Source organism: Paraburkholderia sp. GAS199, assembly GCF_050436585.1.
Classification (GTDB): Bacteria; Pseudomonadota; Gammaproteobacteria; order Burkholderiales; family Burkholderiaceae; genus Paraburkholderia.
This window is the reverse complement of sequence record NZ_JBNDMM010000006.1, coordinates 202,200-225,546: the sequence shown is the minus strand read 5'-3', so window position 1 is coordinate 225,546 and position 23,347 is coordinate 202,200. Positions and strand designations below refer to the sequence as shown.

17 protein-coding genes and 1 pseudogene are annotated in these 23,347 nt (G+C 63.4%); 5 read left to right on the top strand and 13 right to left on the bottom strand.

What is annotated here, in order from left to right:
• Entirely contained in the window at nucleotides 1-1,401 is a 1,401-nt protein-coding gene (locus P3T18_RS23020; RefSeq protein ID WP_429302270.1) for a DHA2 family efflux MFS transporter permease subunit, read from the top strand.
• A gap of 89 nt (nucleotides 1,402-1,490) precedes the next feature.
• Here P3T18_RS23020 and P3T18_RS23015 read toward each other — a convergent pair whose 3' ends face one another.
• Nucleotides 1,491-2,264 (bottom strand): SDR family NAD(P)-dependent oxidoreductase, encoded by a 774-nt coding sequence (locus tag P3T18_RS23015; protein ID WP_429302269.1) that lies wholly within the window; start codon nucleotides 2,262-2,264, stop codon nucleotides 1,491-1,493.
• 267 nt (nucleotides 2,265-2,531) lie between these two features.
• On the opposite strand from P3T18_RS23015, the gene P3T18_RS23010 reads away from it, so the two are divergent.
• Entirely contained in the window at nucleotides 2,532-3,467 is a 936-nt protein-coding gene (locus tag P3T18_RS23010; RefSeq protein ID WP_429302268.1) for a LysR family transcriptional regulator, read from the top strand.
• 33 nt (nucleotides 3,468-3,500) lie between these two features.
• Here the strand turns inward: P3T18_RS23010 and P3T18_RS23005 are convergent, their stop codons facing one another.
• From P3T18_RS23005 to P3T18_RS22985, 5 genes are all read right to left on the bottom strand, one after another.
• Nucleotides 3,501-4,931, bottom strand: a complete 1,431-nt coding sequence (locus P3T18_RS23005) for an amidohydrolase family protein (RefSeq protein WP_429302267.1) — start codon at nucleotides 4,929-4,931, stop codon at nucleotides 3,501-3,503.
• 48 nt (nucleotides 4,932-4,979) lie between these two features.
• Nucleotides 4,980-5,837, bottom strand: a complete 858-nt coding sequence (locus tag P3T18_RS23000; RefSeq protein WP_429302266.1) for an ABC transporter permease — start codon at nucleotides 5,835-5,837, stop codon at nucleotides 4,980-4,982.
• The gene (locus P3T18_RS22995) at nucleotides 5,834-6,691 is read right to left on the bottom strand and encodes an ABC transporter ATP-binding protein (protein WP_429302265.1); all 858 of its coding nucleotides are present in this window, start codon (nucleotides 6,689-6,691) and stop codon (nucleotides 5,834-5,836) included. Before P3T18_RS22995 ends, P3T18_RS23000 begins: the two co-directional genes overlap by 4 nt.
• A complete protein-coding gene (locus P3T18_RS22990; RefSeq protein ID WP_429302264.1) occupies nucleotides 6,688-7,740 on the bottom strand; it encodes a Rieske 2Fe-2S domain-containing protein in 1,053 nt (350 codons plus the stop codon). Before P3T18_RS22990 ends, P3T18_RS22995 begins: the two co-directional genes overlap by 4 nt.
• 79 nt (nucleotides 7,741-7,819) lie before the next feature.
• Nucleotides 7,820-8,776 carry an ABC transporter substrate-binding protein gene (locus tag P3T18_RS22985; protein ID WP_429302539.1) on the bottom strand — a complete coding sequence of 319 codons (957 nt, stop codon included), beginning with the start codon at nucleotides 8,774-8,776 and terminating at the stop codon, nucleotides 7,820-7,822.
• Between the two features lie 675 nt (nucleotides 8,777-9,451).
• On the opposite strand from P3T18_RS22985, the gene P3T18_RS22980 reads away from it, so the two are divergent.
• The 3 genes and pseudogenes from P3T18_RS22980 to P3T18_RS22970 all read left to right on the top strand — a co-directional run bounded on the left by P3T18_RS22980 (nucleotide 9,452) and on the right by P3T18_RS22970 (nucleotide 11,325).
• Nucleotides 9,452-9,631 carry a hypothetical protein gene (locus tag P3T18_RS22980; RefSeq protein ID WP_429302263.1) on the top strand — a complete coding sequence of 60 codons (180 nt, stop codon included), beginning with the start codon at nucleotides 9,452-9,454 and terminating at the stop codon, nucleotides 9,629-9,631.
• 212 nt (nucleotides 9,632-9,843) lie between these two features.
• Entirely contained in the window at nucleotides 9,844-10,968 is a 1,125-nt protein-coding gene (locus P3T18_RS22975) for a glycosyltransferase family 2 protein (protein ID WP_429302262.1), read from the top strand.
• Nucleotides 10,969-11,102: 134 nt separating this feature from the next.
• Nucleotides 11,103-11,325: pseudogene (locus P3T18_RS22970) on the top strand (hypothetical protein).
• 51 nt (nucleotides 11,326-11,376) lie between these two features.
• Here P3T18_RS22970 and P3T18_RS22965 read toward each other — a convergent pair.
• The 7 genes from P3T18_RS22965 to rbsK all read right to left on the bottom strand — a co-directional run bounded on the left by P3T18_RS22965 (nucleotide 11,377) and on the right by rbsK (nucleotide 23,303).
• The gene (locus tag P3T18_RS22965) at nucleotides 11,377-12,681 is read right to left on the bottom strand and encodes an MFS family transporter (RefSeq protein WP_429302261.1); all 1,305 of its coding nucleotides are present in this window, start codon (nucleotides 12,679-12,681) and stop codon (nucleotides 11,377-11,379) included.
• Nucleotides 12,682-12,921: 240 nt separating this feature from the next.
• On the bottom strand, nucleotides 12,922-14,655 hold the full coding sequence (locus P3T18_RS22960) for a SpoVR family protein (RefSeq protein ID WP_429302260.1): 1,734 nt from the start codon (nucleotides 14,653-14,655) through the stop codon (nucleotides 12,922-12,924).
• On the bottom strand, nucleotides 14,652-15,923 hold the full coding sequence (locus P3T18_RS22955; RefSeq protein ID WP_429302259.1) for a YeaH/YhbH family protein: 1,272 nt from the start codon (nucleotides 15,921-15,923) through the stop codon (nucleotides 14,652-14,654). The genes P3T18_RS22960 and P3T18_RS22955 overlap by 4 nt, the downstream gene beginning before the upstream one ends.
• 241 nt (nucleotides 15,924-16,164) lie before the next feature.
• Entirely contained in the window at nucleotides 16,165-18,087 is a 1,923-nt protein-coding gene (locus P3T18_RS22950; protein ID WP_429302258.1) for a PrkA family serine protein kinase, read from the bottom strand.
• A 924-nt stretch (nucleotides 18,088-19,011) separates the two neighbouring features.
• Nucleotides 19,012-19,773, bottom strand: coding sequence for a 2-keto-4-pentenoate hydratase (locus P3T18_RS22945; protein WP_429302257.1), 762 nt, complete (start codon nucleotides 19,771-19,773; stop codon nucleotides 19,012-19,014).
• 369 nt (nucleotides 19,774-20,142) lie between these two features.
• Nucleotides 20,143-21,897: a methyl-accepting chemotaxis protein gene (locus P3T18_RS22940; RefSeq protein WP_429302256.1), complete on the bottom strand. Its 1,755-nt coding sequence runs from the start codon at nucleotides 21,895-21,897 to the stop codon at nucleotides 20,143-20,145.
• A 482-nt stretch (nucleotides 21,898-22,379) separates the two neighbouring features.
• Nucleotides 22,380-23,303 carry a ribokinase gene (rbsK, locus tag P3T18_RS22935; RefSeq protein ID WP_429302255.1) on the bottom strand — a complete coding sequence of 308 codons (924 nt, stop codon included), beginning with the start codon at nucleotides 23,301-23,303 and terminating at the stop codon, nucleotides 22,380-22,382.
• Between the last annotated feature and the right edge of the window lie 44 nt (nucleotides 23,304-23,347).

The following is a 23,347-nucleotide window of genomic DNA, read 5'->3' as shown; positions in this document are numbered from 1 at the left end:
ATGACCAAGGATTCCGCCCAGACCGCGCTGCTATGGATCGTCGCCGCCGGCTTCTTCATGCAGTCGCTCGACACGACCATTGTCAACACGGCGCTGCCGTCGATCGCGAACAGCCTGCACGTCGCGCCGCTCGCCATGCAGCCGATCGTGGTCGCCTACACGCTCACCATGGCGATGCTCACGCCCGCCTCGGGCTGGCTCGCCGACCGCTTCGGCACACGGCGCGTCTATTTCGTGGCCATTCTGGTGTTCGTGCTCGGCTCGATCTGCTGCGCGAGCGCGCATACGCTCGGCCAGCTGGTGATGGCGCGGGTGCTGCAGGGGCTCGGCGGCTCGATGCTGCTGCCGATCGGCCGGCTCGCCGTGCTGCGCAGCGTCACGGGCGAACAATACGTGGCGGCGCTGGCGTTCATTTCCGTGGCCGGTCAACTCGGGCCGATCGCAGGGCCGACGCTTGGCGGCTGGTTCGTCGAAGCGGCCACGTGGCACTGGATCTTTCTCATCAACGTGCCGATCGGCGCGGTCGGCCTGTACGCGGTGCAGCGCTACCTGCCGGCGCACGGCGAGACGCAGGCGCCGCCCTTCGATTTCGCCGGATGCGCCATGCTGTCGCTGTGCATGATCGCGTTTTCGCTGGCCGTGGACGCGCCGGTCGAGACGCATCGCGCGGCGTGGTCTGCGGGTCTGTTCGCACTGGCCGTGGTGAGCGCGCTCGCTTACATTCCACACGCGAAACGCCGCCGTAATCCACTTTTCAAGCTCTCGCTGTTCGGCGAGCCGAATTTCAGCGTCGGTCTGATCGGCAATCTGGTGTGCCGCATCGGGTCGAGCGCCGTGCCCTTTCTCGTGCCCCTGCTGCTGCAATTGCAGCTCGGCTACTCGCCGCTGCATTCCGGCCTGATGATGCTGCCTGCCGCGCTCGCCGGCACCGTCGCGAAACGCTGGATCGCGCCGTTGATCCGTCGCTACGGCTACGACACGTTTCTGCTGGTCAACACGGTGATCGTCGGTTCGGCGATCGTGGCGTTCGCCCTCATCACGCGCGGCACGCCGCTCGTGATCGAAATCGCGGTTCTGGCGGTATTCGGTGCGGCCAACTCGATGCAGTTCGCGGCGATGAACAGCGTCACGCTCAAAGGTCTTTCGCACGAAGACGCCGGCAGCGGCAACAGCCTCTTTTCGATGGTGCAGATGCTCGCGATCGGCCTGGGTGTGTCGATCGGCGGCGGTCTGGTGAATGTGTTCTCCGCGCAATGGGGCTCGCCCGCGCTCGGCTTCCGCCTGAGTTTCGTGTGCGTCGGCGTGATCACGCTGATCTCGGCCTGGATCTTCCGCCATCTCGACGAAGCGCCGCCCGTGCGGGCGACCGCGGGTCCGACGGCGCACGGCGCGGGACGCTGAAGCGCACGCTCGACTTCAGCGGCACGCGTCGACGGGCCGGCGCAGCAAGATCGTCCACACACGCCCACGCGCACCCACATGCGCCGCCGTCAATCCGGCAAACGGATGCCGGAAAAACGCTCGCAAGCGTCGATCAAACGCTCCTGTACGTCTACGTCTCGCACGGCCGGATGCGTCTCGCACGGTTTCTGGTGATAGAAGTATTCGCCGCTGACCGTGGCCGCCGGATCGTCGCTGACGGCGAGCCAGACCTGCGTCTTCGGCGCCGCCTGCAGATCGTCGGGCGCACCGGGACCGCCCATCTTCGTCGCCACCCAGCCGGGCTCCAGCGCATTGGACAACACCTGCGGCCAGCGGCGCGCCATCGCGAAGGCGAGCAAGGCGTCGTGCAGTTTCGAGTCCGAATACGCCACCGTGCCGCGCCACGGACGACGCTCCCACGCGAGGTCGTCGAGGCTCGCATCGCCGCTGCGATGCAGGCCGGAACTGAGATAAACGAGCCGCGCCGGTTTGTCGATCAGCGCAGTCAACACGTAAGGCGCCAGCGTATTGATGGCGAACACGTGCGCGAGACCCTCCGCCGTCGCGATACGGCGCGGCTCCTGATAGCCGACCGCCGCGTTGTGAATCACCGCGTCGAAGCGGCCGAGCCGGTTCACCTGCTCCGCCACCGCCACCATTTGCGCGAGGCTAGACAGATCGCCCGCCACCGAGTCCTGCGCGCCCGGCACGGCCTTGCGCGCCTGCGCCGCGCGTTCTTCGCTGCGTCCATGCAACACCACCTGATGCCCGGCGTCGACCAGCAAACGTGCGGCCATCTGGCCGAGGCCATCGGAAGATCCGGTAATAAAAATACGCGCCATGACAATGCCCCTCCTCGATTGCGACTGACTATGCCCCGTGCATCGCGACAGCCGCATTGCGCCTCACGTCGTGATACATCCCGAGCCAACTCCCGCAGATTAGCCGCAAGGGCGAGCCTGACGCCATGACGTGGCTGTCATTGCGCTCATGACGAAGCGGCATGAATCACGCCTTGCAGATGGCCTTTGCGGATCGACGCGCCTGCGTTCAAACGCATTTTCGCGTTAGCATGCGATGCATGAAACCAACCACAAGGGCCCACCATCATGCCATTTGACGAGCGGATGCTGAACGGCATGGGCGTGCTGACGGCCATCGTCGATTGCGGCAGTTTCGCGGCCGCGGGCGAAGCACTCGACATGTCGCAGTCCGGCGTGAGCCGCTCGGTGGCCCGGCTCGAAGCACGCCTGGGCATCCGCCTGTTCGATCGCACCACGCGCTCGGTCACGCTGACCGACGAAGGCCGGCGCTTCTACGAGCAGATCGTGCCGCTGCTCGGCGGTCTGGAGGAAGCGGCGGCGTCGGCGGCGCAAGGCGCGACCGCCGTGCGCGGTCGTCTGCGCGTGAACATGGACCCGTTCTTCTCGCGCCTCGTGCTCGGCCCGCGTCTGGGCGGTTTCGTCGACAAACATCCCGACCTGCAACTCGAACTCATCACGCGCGACCAGCTGGGCGATATGGTGGCCGACGGCTTCGATCTGGCGATCCGTTTCGGCGAGCCGCCGGTGTCGACGCTGATCGCACGCAAGCTGCTGGACACGCGCATTCTCACCGTCGCCGCGCCCTCGTATCTGAAGAAGCACGGCCACCCGGTCACGCCCACCGACCTCGAATCCGGCAAGCATGTGTGTATCAAGTTTCGCGATCCGCTGACCGGCTATCCGTTCAGCTGGGAATTCCATCGCGGCCGCAAGAAGATCGTGATTGCGCCGCAAGGGCGCCTCACCGTGAACGATGTCGGCACCTTGCACAGCGTCTGCGCGGCCGGCCAGGGCGTCGCGCAGATTCTCGGACTCGGCGCCGAAACGCTGCTCGCCAACGGACGGCTCGTCGAACTGTTTCCCGACTGGGCCGACGAACGTTATCCGCTCTACGCGCTGTATCCTTCGCGGCATCATCCGCCGGCCAAGGTGCGCGCGTTCTTCGAGTTCATCGTGTCGCTCACGGGCGGTGCGCCGCGCGAGACGGCCGGAGCGGGATAACACGCCGGACCGCACCCGGTCAGCGGGCGCGCTTTAACCCACCTCCGCGAGCAACTCGCGCACCGCCGCCCTCGCCTCGCGGCCGAGCTCGGCGAGGTCCACGCCCGCGACACTGTCGTCGGCGACCACTCGCCGGCCGGCGCAGAAAAGCGCGGCGAGCGTGGGCCGTCCACCTGACGCAACCGGTCCGATCGCGGGATCGTGCAGGCCGAAATAACGCGGATCGTCGAGCCGGTACACGGCGATGTCCGCCGCAAAACCTGCACCGATCCGGCCGACTTCGCCGAGGCCCATGATGTCCGCGCCGCCGGCCGTCCCCCAATGAATCACGTCGGCCACGCTCGCCGCCGCCGCGCCGCCTTCCACGCTGCCGCCGCGAAACTTCGGCTGCGCCAGCATGCCGCCGCGCGCGCGCTGCGCGAGCCACGTCATGTGAACTTCGGAAATCATGTCGGCGGCTTCGTTCGACGCCGCGCCGTCGACGCCGATCGACACCGGCACGCCCGCGTCCGCCATTTCACGTACCGGACAGATGCCGCTGCCCAACCGCCCGTTGCTCTGCGGACAATGCGCGACACCCGTACCGGTCTGCGCGAGCATCGCGATCTCGTCGGGATCGACCTTCACCAGATGCGCGTACCAGACGTCGCTGCCGAGCCAGTCGTGCTCGCCGCAAAATGCCACCGGCGACTGCTGGTACATCGCATGAGCGCTGTCCTGATAGCCGACCGTCTCCGACAGATGGCTATGCAGCCGCAAGCCCAGCCGCCGCGCGAGCGCCGCCGTCTCGCGCATCTGCGTGGGCGAAATCGAATACAGCACGGTGGTGGGCGCGACCACGACGCGTCGCATGGCGCGCGGCGACGCGTCGTGATACGTGGACGCGAGCCGTTCGATATCGGCGGCGTAGGCGTCGAGTGTTTCGGGCCGCAGCGCCGTCGGCAAATCCGCTTCGAGTTGCCGCGTTTGCGTGGCGCCGCCGCGCAGCAGCACGAAGCGCAAACCGAGCTTGTCCGCCTCTTCGAACAGAATCGCCGAACTGTCGAACGGCATGTTCGGGTAGTACACGTAGTTGTGATCGGCGACCGTGGCGCAGCCCGAACGCGCCAGTTCGATCAGGCCGATGCGTGCCGCGAGCCGGAAGCGCCGCTCGTCGAACAGCGCGCGGAACCGGTAAGGCGTGGCGGCCAGCCACGGCGTGAGCGTGGCGTCGAGACCGGCGGTGTCGCCTTTGAGCAGCGACTGAAAAAGATGGTGGTGCGTATTGACCCACGCGGGATAGACCACGCAGTCGGTGGCGTCCACCATCTTTTCGCCGGGGCGCGGCGTGAGCGCACCGATGGCCTCGATGGTGTTGCCGACGATGCGGATATCGGGACCGTGCACGCGCGCGGGGTCGTCCGCGGTGCCGCGGCCGCCGGTCATGATCGCGGCCGCGTTGCGGATCAGCGTGGAGGGTTGCATGAAGGCATTCGTCATGTGATGGCTTTGGATCGTTGCGGGCGGGACATGTCAGAGCTGGCTATCGTGCCAGCCACGCAGGCCGATGCGCGATACCCACGCCGTGATACCGAACATCACGACACCCGTGACGGTAATCAGCAGCAAGGCTGCGAAGAGACGCGGAATGTTGAGCTGGAAGCCCGCCTGCAGAATCTGATACGCGAGCCCCGCGCCGCTGCCGCCGGTCCCCGCGACGAACTCCGCCACCACCGCGCCGATCAGCGAAAGACCGCTGGAAATACGCAGTCCGCCGAAGAAATACGGCAGCGCGCTCGGAATCCGCAGACGTAGCAAGGTCTGCCAGCGTGTGGCGCGATTGATCCTGAACAGATTGATCAGACCGGGATTCACGCTGCGCAAACCGAGCGCCGTATTCGAGATGATCGGGAACAGCGCCACCAGCGTGGCGCACAGCACCAGCGCCACGTTCATGTCCTTGACCCAGATGATGATGAGCGGCGCGATGGCGACCACCGGCGTCACCTGCAGGAGAATCGCGTAAGGAAACAGGCTCGCCTCGATCAACGGACTCTGCACGAACAGCAGCGCGATCGCGACGCCCAGAACCGTGGCAAGCGCGAACGCGAGCAAGGTGATCTTGAGCGTGGCGAGCAGGCTGCCGAACAGCAGCGGCGCGTCCTGCACCAGTTCGATGGCGATGGCCGACGGCGACGGCACGAGATACGCCGGCACCTTGAACAGCACGCACCAGCTTTGCCACAGCGCCAGCATCAGCACGCCGACCACCCACGGCGCGAGCGCCTTCGCCCTGCCCGGCCGCTGCAACCACGGTTCTCGCGCGCGCCGGGTTGGCGCGTTATTGCGCTGCGTCCGCGCCGGATGACTTGCAAGCACTTCGCCGCTCATGATGTCACTCCTGTCTGCTGGTCTGCCATGTCGTTCGCTGCTTCACTCGCTACCAACGCGTGGTGCGCATCCGTAATCAGTTCGGAAAGCGCCTTGCAATGCCGCATGAAGGGCTCGCTCACGCGGTACGCGTCGTCGCGTTCGAGCGGGCCGTCGATCGGCACCTCGGCGATGACGCGTCCGGGCCGCGCCTGCATCACCACGACGCGGCTCGACAGATACACCGCCTCGTAAATGCTGTGCGTGACGAACACGACCGTCATGCCGCGTCGCTGCCACAACGCGCGCAGATCGCTGTCGAGCCGGTTGCGCGTGAATTCGTCGAGGGCACCGAACGGTTCGTCGAGCAGCAGCAGATCCGGCTCGGTGACGAGCGCGCGTGCCAGCGACGCGCGCATCTGCATGCCGCCCGACAACTCGCGCGGCAACACCGCGCCGAATTTGCCGAGACCGACGCCCGCCAGCGCCTCGGCGACACGTTCATCGGCCTCGCGACGCGGCACGCGGGCGAGATCGAGGGGCAGACGCACGTTCTCGGCCACCGTTGCCCACGGCATCAGCGTGGCTTCCTGGAACACCATCGACATGCGCCGGCCTGCGCTGCCGACGGTGTCGAAGGTTTGTCCCCACCAGCGCATATGGCCGTGCGTGGGCGTCTCGATACCCGCGAACATTTTCAGCAGCGTGCTCTTGCCGCAACCGGACGGCCCCAGCAGCGAGATGAACTCGCCGGGCTCGATGACGAGCCGCACGTCTTCCAGCGCCACCGTGCCGTTCGGATAACGCTTGTCGACACGTTGCACCGACAGCAGCGGCGCGCCCGGTGCCGGCGCATGAGTTCTGTTTGCCGTCATGATCCGCTCTCCGTGTGGATAGGAAATACTTCGCGGAATACTTCGGATTCCCCATGATCGCTCAACAGTTTCAGCAGCATGCGGCGCATCAGCAAACCGGGTTGATCCGATTCCATGTGGCATTCCTGCTGACGGCGCACGTCGATGCAGGCGTCGTAATCGGTGGCTTCGAGAATGTCGCGGTCTTCGTCGGTGATCGGACGGTCCCAGTCGATCAGTTCCTGCGTCGAGCAGGCGTCCTCGGTATCGTTGCGATACAGCCATTGCGACAACATCAACGTGCGGTCGTCGATCGGCGTGGCGCAGTTGTAGATGATGTGATGGATGCCGCTGGCCGGATACACGCAACCGAAGCGCCGCGCGAACGGCATGAACCAGCGGTTGATCAGATGACGTTCCGTGACTTCCTCGCTCGTGCCGGTGATGCGATGGCTGGCGGGCGGATTGCGAACCGGCACGTGCGTCTCCGCTTCGAAGCCCCATTCGTTCGGACGGAATTCATACTTCGACGGTTTCGGGTTGTCGAACAGACCGAAGTTGCCCTTGTGCACGAAGCTGAAATGCGAGTTGTCGAACGAGTTTTCCATCATGCGCAGCGGGCTCGTTTCCCAGCGTTCGTAGAACTGCAGGATGCGCCGATAACCGGGCGCGTCTTCTTCCGGAAACTCGGGAATCGGGCGCAGCGGCTCGTCGAGCGCGACCCACGCATAGCCGTAGCGCTCCGCGCAGTGATACGACGGCACCACCGCACGCGAGGGAATCGCGCCGCCCGCGTTCTGCGGAATCTTCACGCATTGACCGCTGCAGTCGTAGGTCCAGCCGTGATAGCCGCACGCGATATTGCCGTCGCTGTCCACGAAACCCTTCGACAGTTTTGCCGTGCGATGACAGCAACGATCGCGCAACGCGTGCGGCTTTCCGCCCGCACCCTTCCACAACACGATCGGCTCGCCGAGCAGCGTGAACGGCTGAGGGCCGGCGTCGAGCTGCGTCATCGGCATGATGGCGTACCAGAAACGACGCAGGATTTTTTGACGGGTGACCAGCATCTGAAAACTCCTTCTTTCAAGCGTTATTCTTCGCCGCGAGACTCGCTCGCGAGAGAGCCGACCATGAACCGGTGCGGACTCACGGCATCACTTTCGCGCTCTGGATGTATTGCAGCGTGTAGGCCGCGTGGTAGTCGGTGGACGGCTTGAGCAGCTTCGAATCGACCATGTAATCGAAGGTCTTTTTCCAGCGCGCGTCGGTCATCGTGCCGATGCCTTGCGTCGCGGCGTCGCCGCCCGTCACGAGCTTGAGCTTTTTCAGTTGCGCGACGCCGTAGGCGAGTTGGCCGTCGCTCATCTGCGGATTGTCTTTCTTGATCAGCGCATTGCCGGCAGCGGGATCGTTCAGATAACTCTTCCAGCCTTCCATCGAAGCCTTCACGAAACGCGCGACGACATCGGGCCGGTTCTTCAACGTGTCCCGCATCGTCACGATGGTCGTGTTGTACGGCGGATAGCCGTCGTCGGCGAACAGGAAGAAGTGCGCGTTGGCGTGCGCCTGTTCGGCCTGATACGTTTCCGAAGACGGATACGCCTGCATCGCGACGTTGGCGTCGGCGAAGAACGGTTGCAGATTGAAGGTGTACGGACGCGCCTGCGCCTCGGTGTAGCCGTATTTGGCCTTCAGCCACGGCCACCATGTGGTGCGGCCCGAGCCGGCCACCAGAATCGTCTTGTTTTTCAGACCCGCGAGACTGGTCACGTCCGCGTGGGTCATCATGCCTTGCGGATCGAACTGGAATGCGGCGGCCACCGTGGTGACGGGAATGCCGGCTTCGACGCTCGAGAGCACCTGGAAGTCGTAGCCGAGCAGGAAGTCCGCCTGTCCGCCGGCCAGCAGTTGCATACCGTTGACTTGCGGACCGCCCATCTTGATGGTGACGTCGAGCCCGTACTTCTTGTAGATGCCGGTGGCAACCGCCTGGTAGAAGCCGCCGTGCTCGGCCTGCGCGTACCAGCTGGTCAGCAGCGTGACATGATCGTCGGCGTGCGCGAGCGGTGCGGCGAGCGAGGTGGCAAGTGTTGTGGCGAGCATTGCGCCGGTCAGCGCCGCAACGCGTACGGCACGTGTAGCACGCGCAACGCACGAACGGATGTGAACGGCAGAACCGGCAAGGCTCGTGACGAGAGACGGAACACGCATGACTGGACTCCGTGTGAACGTAGGGATAGTTGGGATAGTTGGGATAGTGGGAGCGCGACGCGCAGTGCCCGACTCGCGATCGCCGCCAACGCGCGCGACAAAACATTGCCGCGCACGGCGCGCCGTGGCGGTGATGTCGATCCATCGGGTGAAAAGTCGGGGCAACTGCATCGCACGCTCCTTGTCGGCGGAACCGGACGGTTCCGTTCAAACGCCGAATTGCTTCGACGTGGGCGCACGATGCGCCCCAAGAGCAATGCCCCACGGTGACCGGCACAAACATGCCGGCTCGCTAGCCGCTTCTACTCTGCGAGAGCTTTAAGCGAATGTTGTGCCAGTCGAGTTGAAAAAGTGCGACGGCTCGGTGCATGGGGCCTTGCCTGCAAGCTGCCAACCCGCGCCTGCCGACCCACCTCGGGCCGCCGCACTTCGGCGAAGCCCGGCGGCACCGCGCGGGTGCATGCGCTGCCCCGTTTCGACACAGAGGGAACGCCCATCCGACGCAAGCACGACACGCCGGGCCCGCGCCTTGCTGCATTGACGATGTCCCAAACCCAGGAGTCAGCAATGAGCGCGACCAAGGAAAGCACGGCCACGAAGCCGAACGATATGGAACATCCGCAGCCCGTTACACACAGCGACAACGAGAAAAGCAAGCTGCCCGAACGTGAGGATGCAGGGCGCAATCAGTCGCCGGCGGACCGTCCGGGTAAAAAGCCCGGTGAAGGCGAACCGTCAGTGAGCTAGACAATTAAGCGCCAGTCTAGAAGCGGCTTTACAGCGTTTTCGGGGTAAAGCCGCGTAATTTTTCCCCTTCGGGCGCCTTTCAGAGAGGAGGAATTTTTTCCGATTTATTACCGATTTATTTTTTGTAGCAATGGACTAATTTGCCGCTTGCAGCGTCGTGTGCGCCAAGCGAACCGGTTGCCGCCCCTCAACAGATAAAAAAGGCGTAGCCCATGTCCATCTCTGCGAATTCTTCCCGTCCTTCCGCCAACGCGTCGGCTCCCGGCGCGACTCAACCGGCTTCCTCCGCTCCCGTCTCCGTTTCGATCTGCCTGCCCACGTGCAACCGTCCCGAGTTGCTGGTCGAATGTATCGACTCGTGCCTGGCGCAAAGCTTTGGCGATCTGGAGATCGTCATCGGTGACGATTCGAAAGATGCGCGCACCGAGCAGCTGATCGCCGCGCGTTACGCCGGCGAGCCACGCATCCGCTACCAGCGCAACGAGCCGCCGCTCGGCCAGGCGCGCAACGTGGCAAGCCTGTTCGAACGCGCGTGCGGCGACAAGATCCTGCTGATTCACGACGACGACCTGCTGACCACCGACGGCGTCGAAAAACTGGTGTCGCTCTGGACGCTGCACCCCGACCTCGACGCGGCTTTTGCCGACCAGTACGAGGCCGATCACGCCGGCGCCATCGACGCCGACGCGAGCGCACGCCTGAACGCCGCCTTCCGCCGCACGCGCGACGCGGAAGGTCTGCAGCCCCTGCCCGGTCGAACCGGCCTCGTGCAGATGTTCCCCAACAACGGCTGGATGGCGAAGGCTGCGCTGGTGAAGCGGATCGGCTACAAGGAAACCTACGGCATGTGCTGCGACTTCGTGTTCGGCACCGAGTTGTGCCTCGCGGCGCGCAGCGTTTTCTATCTGCACGAATACGTGTCGGTGTATCGCAAGACGGCCACGTCGATCTCGCACAGCACGCGCGGCACGACGGTCGCCGCGACCGTCACGGCGTACGCGTTCGTCAAGGCGCTCGCCTTGCCGGCGCAACTGGAACCGTCGCGCAAGCTCGCCCTGCGCCGGCTCGCGCCGATCGTCGTCTCCGTGCACGCGAGAAATCATCAGCCGCTCGCCGGTCTGAAAATCGCGCTCGGCCATCTGTTCGCATACGACTACGGTTTCAGCAAGCGCTTTTACTATCACCTGCTGATGCTGGCGCGCGCGAGCATTTCGACGCGGCATCGCGCGGCCGTGGCGGCGGTGGTGGCCGCCGCGCCCGCCGTGGTCGCCGAGCCGGCCGCAGCCGTGACGGAACTCGTCAACGATCTGGTGGGCGACCGCTCCGAACTGATCTGAGCGGTACGCGCGTGGCGAACTCGCACCAACGGTCCCGCAAACGCTGCTTAGCAAACGTGAATTTGTCGTTTGGTCGGGCGGCCGGGGCTGATTAGGATGGACTTGTCGCGTCAATCGCCCGGAGGGTTTTCGCCATGTCCGACAGTGCCTGTTTCAAGCCGCGTGTGATCGAGCCGGTGGTGGTCAATCAGCCCGAGGGACTGGGGCTGGCGGTGGAGTTGTGGCTTGCGCAGCCGGTGGACGGCATTGCGGGGGCGCGCGCTGCAGATTCATCTGCGCAGCGGCGCGAAAATGTCGCAGGCAGAGGCCTTGCGCGACCTGCTGCATGCACTGGGAACGGAAATCGTGGTCGCTTGAGCGCGAGCGTCCGGCGCTCGCACTCAAGCCGTCCTGAACCGGAACGGCGGTTCAGGGCTCGTGGCGCAGATAGCCCTCTTTCGACGGATCGCGCATGCGCAGCGACACGAGGCCGGCAATCGCGCACAGCGCCGTGACGTACCAGTAGAACGTCGACTCGCTGCCCACCGACTTCAGCCACAGCGCGACATATTCAGCCGAGCCGCCGAAGATCGCATTGGCCACCGCGTACGACAGGCCCACGCCGAGCGCACGCACTTCGGGCGGAAACATCTCGGCCTTGATGAGACCGCTGATCGACGTATAGAAGCTGACGATCGCGAGCGCGACGACGACCAGCGCGAATGCCGCATACGGGCTCGTCACGTCTTTCAGCGCGTGCAGCAAGGGCACGGTGCCGACGGTCGCGAAGAAGCCAAAGAACAGCATGGAACGACGACGGCCGATGCGGTCGGACAAGGCGCCGAACGCCGGTTGCATCACCATGTAGACGAACAGCGCGGCAGTCATCACGTTGCTGGCAGTCTTGGCGTGCATGCCGGCCGTGTTCACCAGATACTTCTGCATGTACGTGGTGAACGTATAGAAGATCAGCGAGCCGCCGGCGGTGAAGCCGAGCACCGTCATGAACGCGCCCTTGTGCGCCCACAGACCGCGCAGCGTGCCCGCTTCCTTGCGCTGACGCGTCTCGGCGGTGGTGGTTTCGTCGAGCGATTTACGCAGGTAGAGCGCGATCAGCGCGGCGATCGCGCCGATCACGAACGGCACGCGCCAGCCCCACGCCTTCAGTTCCTCGGTGGAGAGCGTCTGCTGCAGGATCACGAGCACCAGCAGCGCGCACAGTTGTCCGCCGATCAGCGTCACGTACTGGAACGACGCGAAGAAACCGCGCCGGCCCTTGAGCGCGACTTCACTCATGTAAGTGGCGCTAGTGCCGTACTCGCCGCCCACCGACAAGCCCTGGAACAGGCGCGCGAGCAGAAGCAGCGCGGGCGCCAGCGCGCCGATCTGCGCATACGTGGGCAACACGGCGATCACCAGCGAGCCGCCGCACATCATGAACACCGACACCATCATCGCGGTGCGCCGGCCGTGCTTGTCGGCGAGACGGCCGAAGAACCAGCCGCCGATCGGGCGCATCAGGAAGCCCGCGGCAAACACGCCGGCCGTGTTGAGCAACTGCGTGGTGGTGTTGCCGCTCGGGAAGAATGCCGGCGCGAAATACAGCGCACAGAACGAATATACGTAGAAATCAAACCATTCCACCAGGTTACCCGATGAGGCGCCGACGATCGCAAAGATGCGGCGCCGCGTGTCGTGGGCGGAAGCCACGGTTTGGTCGGTCAGGTCGGTCATGCTGTGTCTTTCCTTGTCATTGACTGGAGATAGCGGTCGATGTGCCGCCTTCTGGGCGCGCGCCGGACGAATCCGCGCGCGGCGCGAATTTTACAGAATCGCAAGGCCAGGATGGGATTTTGTCAGGAAAACGATGAGACAACAGACAGATCGATGCTGCAACGCACCAGCCCGCGCAAAAGCAGAAAGCCAGCTCGAGAGCTGGCTTTCCGGGTACGGCCGAATGAAATGGATTGAGTGCTAGAGCTTGACGGCCGGCGGCACGTAACGGCAGTCGTAGCGTTTGCGCACCGTGCCGTTTTCGTCGACGCTTTCCAGATACACGTCGAATTGCCACAAGCGCGCCATGTGCTTGAGCACTTCGTCGCTGTCGCCGGAGAGATGGCGGTTGTCGCTCATGAAATGCCGCAGGGTCAGGCTCCGGTCGCCGCGCGTGTTGACCGCCCACACCTGGATATTCGGCTCGCGGTGATGCATGTCGTACTGCCGCGACAAAGCCTGACGCACGTACTGATAGCCGCTGTCGTCGTGAATGGCCGAGACTTCGAGCGAATCGCGCATGTCGTCGTCCAGCACGGAGAACAGGCGCATTTCGCGGATCAGATGCGGCGACAGATACTGCGCGACGAAACTCTCGTCCTTGAAGTTGCGCATGGCGTAGTGCATGGCCGGCAGCCACGGACTACCCGCGAGTTCCGGAAACCATTTGCGATCTTCGTCGGTAGGCGTTTCGCAGATGCGGCGAATGTCGCTCATCATCGAAAAGCCGAGCGCGTACGGATTGATGCCGCTGTAGTACGGCTTCGTGACCGGCGGCTGATACACCACGTTGCTGTGCGAATGGAGAAACTCCATCATGAAGCCGTCTTCCAGCTTGCCCTGGTTGTACATGGTGTTGAGCAGCGTGTAGTGCCAGAACGTCGCCCAGCCTTCGTTCATGACCTGCGTCTGACGCTGCGGATAGAAATACTGCCCGACCTTGCGCACGATGCGGATCACTTCCCGCTCCCACGGTTCGAGCAGCGGCGCGTTTTTCTCCGCGAAATACAGCAGGTTTTCCTGCGGCTCGGGCGGATAACGCTCTTCGATTTCTTCCGGCAAGGGCGTGTGGCGCGTCGGCAAGGTACGCCACAATTCGTTGACCTGCGACTGCAGATACGCCTCGCGTTCGCGGCGCGCCGCGAACTCTTTCTCCAGCGACAACTTCTGCGGACGCTTGTAGCGGTCCACGCCGTAATTCATCAGCGCATGGCACGAGTCGAGCAGTTCTTCCACCCGGTCGAGCCCGAATCGCTCCTCGCATTCCGCAATGTAATTCTTCGCGTAGACGAGGTAGTCGATGATGGCGTGCGCGTCTGTCCAGAGCCGGAACAGATAGTTGCCCTTGAAGAACGAATTGTGCCCGTACGCCGCGTGCGCGATGACCAGCGCCTGCATCGTCATGGTGTTCTCTTCCATGAGATACGCGATGCAGGGATTGGAATTGATGACGATCTCGTACGCCAGCCCCATCTGCCCGCGACGGTAGCTTTTTTCGGTGGAGAGAAAGTGTTTGCCGAACGACCAGTGACGGTAGTTCACCGGCATGCCGACGGACGCGTAAGCGTCCATCATCTGTTCGGCGCTGATGAGTTCGAGCTGGATCGGATAGACGTCGAGTTCATATTGCTCTGCAACACGGGCAATATGCGAGTCGTACTCTTCGATCAATTCGAAGGTCCAGTCGGACGGGCACGGCAGAGGCCGTCTATCGGCTACGTTCATACGGACTTCCCTTTGCCCTTCTTTAGGCGTTCCGGTGTGTCCCCGTGCTGCAGCGGCGGTGTCGACTGCTCCGGCGGTGGCGGTACCAGCGTGGTCCGCTCCGGCCTCGGCATGCCCCGACTGTTGCTGCTGCGGCACGCCTTTCCCGCGCGCCGGCGCGCCGTTTTCCGGCTCGCCGCGCACTTCGTCGTGCAGGGGCTTCGACGTCATGAATTCGCCGCCTGCTTTTCGAACAATTCGCGAAACACCGGGTAGATATCTGCCGCGGTTTCCACCTTCTTCATTGCCATGTGCGGCTGGCTGAGCGCCAGCTGCGCATATTCGAGCCACAGGTTCTGCTCTTCGGGCGTGACCTGAATATACGCAAAATAGCGCACCTTCTCGAGAATGTCATCCGAGAGTATCTTGCGGCACTTCGGCGAGTCGTCCGTCCAGTTGTCGCCGTCCGAAGCCTGAGCGCCGTAAATATTCCATTCAGTCGGCGAGTAACGTTCGTCCATCACCTTCTGCATGAGTTCGAGCGCGCTCGAGACCACCGTGCCGCCGCTTTCCGTCGAGTGGAAGAAGGTGTCTTCGTCGACTTCCTCGGCGCGCGTGTGGTGGCGAATGAACACCACCTCGATCTTTTCGTAGTTACGCTTGAGGAACAGATACAGCAGGATGAAGAAACGCTTGGCGAGATCCTTGCGCTGCTCGTCCATGGAACCGGACACATCCATCAGACAGAACATCACCGCCTGGCTCGACGGCGTGGGCTGCTTGACGCGATTCACGTAGCGCAGATCGAACGGATCGATGAACGGAATACGCCAGATGCGCCCGCGCAAATGGTGGATTTCTTCTTCGAGCAGTTTGATTTCTTCGCGACGGTCGTCGGGGTCGGCCTTCATCACCTCCAGTTGCCGTTCCATCTCGTGCAACTGGTTGACGAGCGGCGCGCCGAGCGCGATCCGCCGGCCGAGCGCGCTGCGCAGCGAACGCACCACGTCGATATTGTTCGGCGTGCCTTCGGCGGCCCAGCCGGCGCGGATACTCTTCCACGTGGGCACGGCCATCAGATGGGTTTTGACGAGACGCGGCAGTTCGAGGTCGTCGAAGAAGTACTGCATGAACTCTTCGCGGCTCAGTTCGAATACGAAGTCGTCCTGACCCTCGCCTTCGTTGCTGGCCTGATTGCCCCCGCCTCCGCCGCCGCCCCCTTGCGGGCGCTGGATCTTGTCGCCGCGGATGTAGTCCGAATTGCCCGGATGCACCATTTCCCGCTTGCCGCCCGGGCCGTGCCTGAACGAAGGTTCGGCAATGTCCTTGCGCGGAATGGTGATGCTCTGGGTGTTCTGGATATCTTTGATGCTGCGGTCGCGGACCGCTTCCGACACGGCGCGACGAATGTAGTTTTTGACGCGACGCAAAAAGCGCTCGCGATTCGCAATACTTTTGTTCTTACCAGCCAACCTGCGGTCGATGATTTGATGAAGCACGCCCGGTCTCCAGTGTCGGTCGGCGTTCGCGCCCGAGCGCTTTACGCCGGCCCTGATGCGGTGCAAGTGAAGCGGAACAGAAATGTCGACGCCGGTTCCGCTTTCATGCAACCGCACTAACTTCCGGTGTGCGAGACGCACATCGCATAGGCATGCCCGCTAACGCCCTGCTATGTCCACGCAACCTGCGTCTCGCAAGGTGCTCGCGCGGTCGGACCGCGCGAGCGGCACGCAGTGCGGATCATGAGGACTTGCGCACGCGCAGATACCAGTCGCACAGCAAGCGCACCTGCTTCGGCGTGTAGCCCTTCGTCACCATGCGATTGACGAAGTCTTCGTGCTTGCGTTGCTCCTCTGCCGAACCCTTGGCGTTGAACGAGATCACCGGCAACAGCTCTTCCGTGTTCGAGAACATTTTCTTTTCGATCACGACGCGCAGCTTCTCGTAACTGACCCAAGCGGGATTCTTGCCGCCATTCGCAGCACGCGCTCGCAACACGAAGTTCACGATCTCGTTGCGGAAGTCCTTCGGATTGCTGATGCCCGCCGGCTTCTCGATCTTCTCCAGCTCGGCGTTCAATGCCGCGCGGTCGAAGCTCTCGCCGGTGTCGTGGTCGCGGAATTCCTGATCCTGAATCCAGAAGTCCGCGTACGTCACGTAGCGATCGAAGATGTTCTGACCGTACTCGGAATACGACTCCAGATACGCGGTCTGAATCTCCTTGCCGATGAACTCGGCATAGCGCGACGCCAGCACGTCTTTGATGAACGACAGGTACTTCTGTTCGGTTTCCGGCGGGAACTGCTCGCGTTCGATCTGCTGTTCGAGCACGTACATCAGATGCACCGGATTGGCCGCCACCTCGGTCGAGTCGAAGTTGAAGACACGCGAGAGAATCTTGAAGGCGAAACGGGTCGACACGCCGGTCATCCCTTCGTCCACGCCCGCAAAATCGCGATACTCCTGATACGACTTGGCCTTCGGATCGGTGTCTTTCAGGTTCTCACCGTCGTACACCTGCATCTTCGAGAACAGGCTCGAATTTTCCGGCTCCTGCAGGCGCGTGAGCACCGACATCTGCGCCATCATCTTCAGCGTGCCGGGCGCGCAAACCGCGTTGGCCAGCGAGGAATTACGCAGCAGCTTCTCGTAGATCTTGATTTCTTCGCCGTAGCGCAGGCAGTACGGCACCTTCACCACGAAGATCCGATCGAGCAGTGCTTCGTTGTTGCGGTTGTTGCGGAACGCCTTCCATTCCGATTCGTTCGAGTGAGCCAGAATCACGCCGTCGAACGGAATCGCGCCGAAGCCTTCCGTACCCTTGAAGTTACCTTCCTGAGTGGCGGTGAGCAGCGGGTGCAGCACCTTGATCGGCGCCTTGAACATTTCGACGAATTCGAGCAGGCCCTGATTCGCGAGACACAAACCGCCGGAGTAGCTATAGGCGTCGGCGTCGTCTTGTGCGTACTGTTCGAGCTTGCGGATATCGACCTTGCCGACCAGTGACGAGATGTCCTGATTGTTCTCGTCGCCCGGCTCGGTTTTGGCAATACCGATCTGGCGAAGAATGGAGGGATAGCGACGCACCACGCGGAATTTGCGGATGTCGCCGTTGTATTCGTGCAGGCGTTTCACCGCCCACGGACTCAGGATGCTTTTGAGGTAGCGGCGTGGAATGCCGTATTGTTCTTCGAGAATCGGACCGTCTTCCTCGTAGTCGAACAGACCGAGAGGCGATTCGTTCACGGGCGAGCCCTTGATCGAATAGAACGGCACGCGTTCCATGAGCTGTTTCAGACGTTCCGCGATCGACGATTTACCGCCGCCGACCGGACCCAACAGATACAGAATCTGCTTCTTTTCTTCGAGCCCCTGGGCCGAGTGCCGGAAGTAGGCGACCACCTGCTCGATCACCTCTTCCATTCCGTAGAACTCACGGAATGCGGGGTATACCTTGATGACCTTGTTCGCGAAGATACGCGACATGCGCGGATCATTACGAGTGTCGATCTGTTCCGGCTCCCCGATGGCCGTCAACATGCGTTCGCCAGCCGTGGCGTACGCGGCGGGATTGTCTTTGCAGAGCGCGAGGTACTCCTCGAGCGAGAGTTCATCTTCTCGCGTTTTCTCGAAGCGGGTCGCGAAACTGCTGTAGATATCCATGCTACCTCCTCGCCGAAGTCTAGACCGATGTCGTGCGCGGCGCGCTATTCGGAAACGACATCGCTCGAATTCATCCTAAACCCTTTTAAATTTTTTTTCACGAACTACGTTGCGAAAATCGCGCCGTACCCGCCTCCCAACATTCCTCACTTGGAAACACAGATTCGGTCACCTACAATCTTGCGCTCACACCGGCGTTCGCAAAACTCGCCAACTCTCTCCCGTCTGCTTCACTTCGCCCGCTCTACTTCTTTACCGCTTTACTGCTTTACCGCACACACCTGCTGCATTCATGTCGCCCTCGGGTGGCGGCGAGGTCGCGCTCGCGTGTTACAACGTCGAGTCGCCGCACGAAATCGCTACGCCGGCCGCATCGTCGTCATCGTCGTCGCGCTCGCGGCGCAATGCTCCGTTGCGCAAATCGTCTCGTTCATCGAACGATCCCACTGCGGCATGGCGCAACACGTCTGCATGCGCACACTTTGCTGCAAAGAGCCTCGACGTCATGCGTTTGCACCGTACGCCTTTTTTCCATAACGCGCTGTGCATCGATTGGGTCTACACGAAATCGCGCGTGTTACATGTTGGGTCGATCCCTGTGTTCGTTGTCACACTCATGCGGTTCGTCTGCGCGCGCGCCTTTTTGTTCCGCGTCACTACGCACCGGTTGGGTCGAATGAATCGGAATTAACCGCGTCGTCCGAAGGGTCAGTCGCGTGTATGACTGAATGACGACCGCCGCGACTCGCGACTCAATAGGTGTATACGGCGAGTCGCCCATGACAGATGCAGCACCGATGCGCCCACGGCTGCTTCAAATGTAAAACGGCTGCACATGGCAGCCGTTTTACATTCACATCGACACCGGACCGCACGCTGTGTAATGCGCGGTTACAACCCGGCCGCGCGAGCGCGCTCGACGCTTCATGTCAGTTCAATCTCGACCTCGCCCAGACCGTCGATATGGCCGCGCACGATGCCGGCCTTCTCCACCCTATGGGCGCCGACGTACGAGCCCGTGGTGAGCGTCCAGTCCGGTTCGATGGTGATGCCCATCGCGGCGCAATGGTTGACGATCCACACCAGCAGTTCGCGCGGATCGCCGGCCGGGTTGCCGGTGGCTTCCGGCACCAGCGAGCGGCCGTCGAGCGTCAGTTCCAGTTCGGGCGAAACGAAATCGAAGCCACGAGCAATGCCCGCATACGCCACCGGACGGCCGGTAATCAGCGCGCCGTTGTTCTGCGCGTCGGCCAGTTGCGCGAGCGGCGCGACGTTGGGCCACTCGGCAAAACGGCTATCGACGATCTCGATGGCCGGCAGCACGACGCCCACCTTCGCGAGCACCTCGTCGCGCGCATAGGCACGCCCACGCGGCTCGATGGCCTCGCTGAAGCGGAAGGCGATCTCCAGTTCCACCAGCACGCGAAAGAAGCTGTCGTGTCCGATCCGCGCCGGCGACGGCTGCACCAGCGAGGCCGGGATCGGCGCGCCGGAGGCGGCCCCGCCCGGCGCCTTCGCACCGATCTTCCACGCGCCGGTCGCCTCGCCGAGGCCGGAAATCACGGCTTGCTGGATCGCGTAGGCGGTGGCCGCGTCGGGCGGCAGGCTGTCGGGGGCGAGCGTATCGATCGGGCGATGCTCCCGGCGTGCGGCGACGAGGCGGTGCGCGAGGTCGTTTGGCGTCATGTCGGTCCTGTGTGGCTGGCGCGTTGAGCAATGGATTGCGGCGCGGGTTTAAGGGGAGCATGCAAAGGCGTGTGCGTCAATGTACCGGATCAGGACGCTTGCCAGGGCATCGGCCGGTGCCGCATCGCGCAAGCCTGTGCGAAACCTATGCGCAAACCATGAAAAAAGACCGCGATTGCATGCGCAATCGCGGTCTTCGAATGTCAGGCAATGATGTGTGCAAAAGGTGAACTCGACGCAGCGTGAGTCGCCATGCACCCGGTCGGCAGGAACGAATGTTGCAATATGGAGCTCGGCGAGTTGACGCAATTCAGCGCGCCATCGTCGAACGCCCGCTCGTGCGGCGTTCGACGTGCTCCCTATGGCCGATCAGAAGGTTTCCCAGTCCTGATCGCTGCCCGCGCTCGCCGTTGCCTTGATGGGCGCGGCGGCGTGCGAAGTGGCGTGTGAAGCAGCCGGCGCGACGGCAGGCGCCTTGGCCGCCGGGCTATGCGTTACCGCAGGCGTCACCTTGCGCGGCGCGGCGTGGCGCACCGGCGCGGGGACGCGCTTCGGCGCGGCCGGTGCCGCCTTGTAGCCGCCTTCTTCGAGCTGGAACACCGCCACGGCGGTACGCAGCTTGCCGGCCTGGTCTTCGAGCGACGAGGCTGCCGCAGCCGCCTCTTCCACCAGCGCGGCGTTCTGCTGCGTGACTTCGTCCATCTGCGTGACGGCGCGCGCCACCTGGTCGATGCCGCTGCTCTGCTCTTCCGACGCCGCTGCGATCTCGCCCATGATGTCGGTCACGCGTTGCACCGCGCCGATGATTTCCGTCATCGTGCGGCCCGCTTCGTCCACCAGCGCCGAACCCGACTGCACGCGTTCCACCGACGTGTCGATCAGTTCCTTGATTTCCTTGGCCGCCGCCGACGAACGTTGCGCGAGGCTGCGCACTTCGCCTGCCACCACCGCGAAGCCACGGCCTTCTTCACCTGCCCGCGCCGCTTCCACGGCCGCGTTCAGCGCCAGAATGTTGGTCTGGAAGGCAATGCCTTCGATGATCGAGATGATGTCGGCGATTTTTGCCGAACTCTGGTTGATGTCGCCCATCGTGCCGACCACCTGGCCGACCACGGCGCTGCCCTTGTTGGCAATCTCCGATGCATTGGCCGCCAGCGAACTCGCCTGACGAGCGTTGTCGGCGTTCTGCTTGACCGTGCCGGTGAGTTCTTCCATGCTCGACGCGGTTTCCTGCAGCGCCGACGCCTGTTCTTCCGTACGCGAGGACAGATCGATGTTGCCCGCCGCGATCTGACGCGTGGCGGTCGCGATCGATTCGCTGCCGCTGCGCACCGTACGCACCGTTTCGGTGAGGCTGCGCTGCATTTTGGCGATGCCTTCCAGCAGTTGCCCCATTTCGTCACGCGAGGTGATAACCACCGGGCGGCGCAGATCGCCTGCCGAGATCGCATCGAAATGGCCGAGTGCTTCGTCGAGCGGACGGGCAATTGCACGGCTGAGCGTCAGGTACGACACGACCGCCGCGATCACGCCGAGCACCAGCGCAATGACGCTGACCGTACGGAACGTCGAGAAGCTGCTTTGCGCCGAGTCGTAGCCGTCCTTGGCCGAGGTGAACTGATACTTGCGCAGCGCGTCGTCGGCTTCGGACAGGTCGTTGTAGACCGCCTGCAAACGTTTGGCGCCATCCGTAATTTTTGTCTGATCGTTGGCTGCGACGGTGCCCGAGAAGGCGTCCATCTGCTGATGCAGCGCGTCGCGCTTGCCGACCACGGTTTGCGCCAGACGGTCTTCGTCGGCGTCGCGCGGCAGGTCCATATACTTTTTCCACCACATGTCCGACGTGGTGCGCATCGCGCGCGCGCGGTCCAGCGTGGCGGCTGCGTCGGGCGTGCCGATCTGAAAGGCAGCACGATCGAGCGCGAGACGCTCGCGCGCCGCATAGATTTCAGCGTTGCCGATGTCGACTGCGCTCGGCATTTCATTGGTGAATGTATCGCGGTACGCGTCGTTCGATCGGCTCATGCCGAACAGTCCGAATACGCCGATGGCGACCAGCAGCGCCGCGAGGAAAGCCATCGTGAGGCCAATCCGCGCCTTGATCGTGATGCCCTTGTTCAACATGCTTGTTCCTGTGCTTGACAAATGAGAGGCTGCGTACGCAGCGCTTGGGGGTAACGTGTGGCGTCTGCGTGCGTGGCGCCTTTGGATGCGGCGCTCTAATTTTGTTTACGGCACTGGAACGACGGACTTGAAGGATTTATCAAGTATGAAGAAAGCGGTTGTAAGCAACAGGAAGGATTTACAACCGGCTGACGGGCTTGATGAAAAGCTGGAAAACCGGGGATTTTTTTGCGGTGGACAGCAGCGGGTTCGAGGATGGGATAGTTGCGGCGCGAACTGCTACGAAGCGGGATGCGTCGAGGGGAGCGCAACTGAAGAACGCGGCGGCCAGGAATGCGCCTGGGAGAATTGCTGCGCTGCAACCGCACAGCGCGCGTTGACGTGCGGCGAAGCTGGGATCAGGCCAGCCGCACGAACCGTGCGTACTAACAGGCGAAAGGCGCGCGAGCCAGATAAGAGAGCCGGCCCGGCGCAACGCCCTCTTAAACGTCCAGTTCCGCGCGCGTCGGAATCGACGGCTGCGCGCCCGCGCGGGTCACCGACAGCGCCGCCGCACGCTGCGCGAAGCGGATCGCCGCATCCACGCTCGCGCCCTGCGCGAGTTGCGCCGCAAAGCCGCCGATGAAGGTATCGCCTGCTGCGGTGGTATCCACGGCGTTCACTTTCGGCGCGTCGTACAGCGTGTCGGCCGCGCCCTCGAGCGAGGCGTGCACGCCGCGCGCGCCGAGCGTCACCAGCACGTTGCGCGCACCCGCGGCACGCAGCGCGGCGGCGGCCTTCGACGCGTCTTCCGGTGTGGCGACCGGCAAACCGGTGAGGGTTGCCGCTTCGAGTTCGTTGGGAATCAGATAGTCGATCAGGGGCAGCCAGTCGGCGGGCAGCGGAGCAACCGCCGGCGCCGGATTCAGGATCACGGTCTTGCCGAGACGGTGCGCCGCGGCGAGCGCCGCACGCACCGTGTCCGGCGGCGTTTCGAGCTGGCAGATCACGACATCGGCGGCGGCCAGCACGGCCTCGTGACTCGCGATGGTCTGCGGCGTCACTTCGCCGTTGCTGCCCGCGACGATCACGATCGCGTTCTGGCTGGCGTCGTCGACGATGATCAATGCGACGCCGGTCGCTTCCTTGCCGGTTTCGACGGCCGCGCAATCGATGGCTTCCGCTTCGAGTCCGGCGCGCAGTTGCGCCCCATTGCCGTCCGCGCCGACGCAGCCGAGCATCGACACCTGCGCGCCGAGCCGCGCCGCCGCGACCGCCTGATTGCCGCCCTTGCCGCCCGCCACCTGGGCGAACGTACGGCCGGCCAGGGTCTCGCCGGGATGCGGCAGACGCGGCGCGCGGGCGACGAGATCCATGTTCAGACTGCCGACTACCGCGACGCGCCCACGCGTTTCATTGCTTGCCACTGACTTCTCCTTCAATACAGATGCTTCGGCGCCCGATGCCGCTC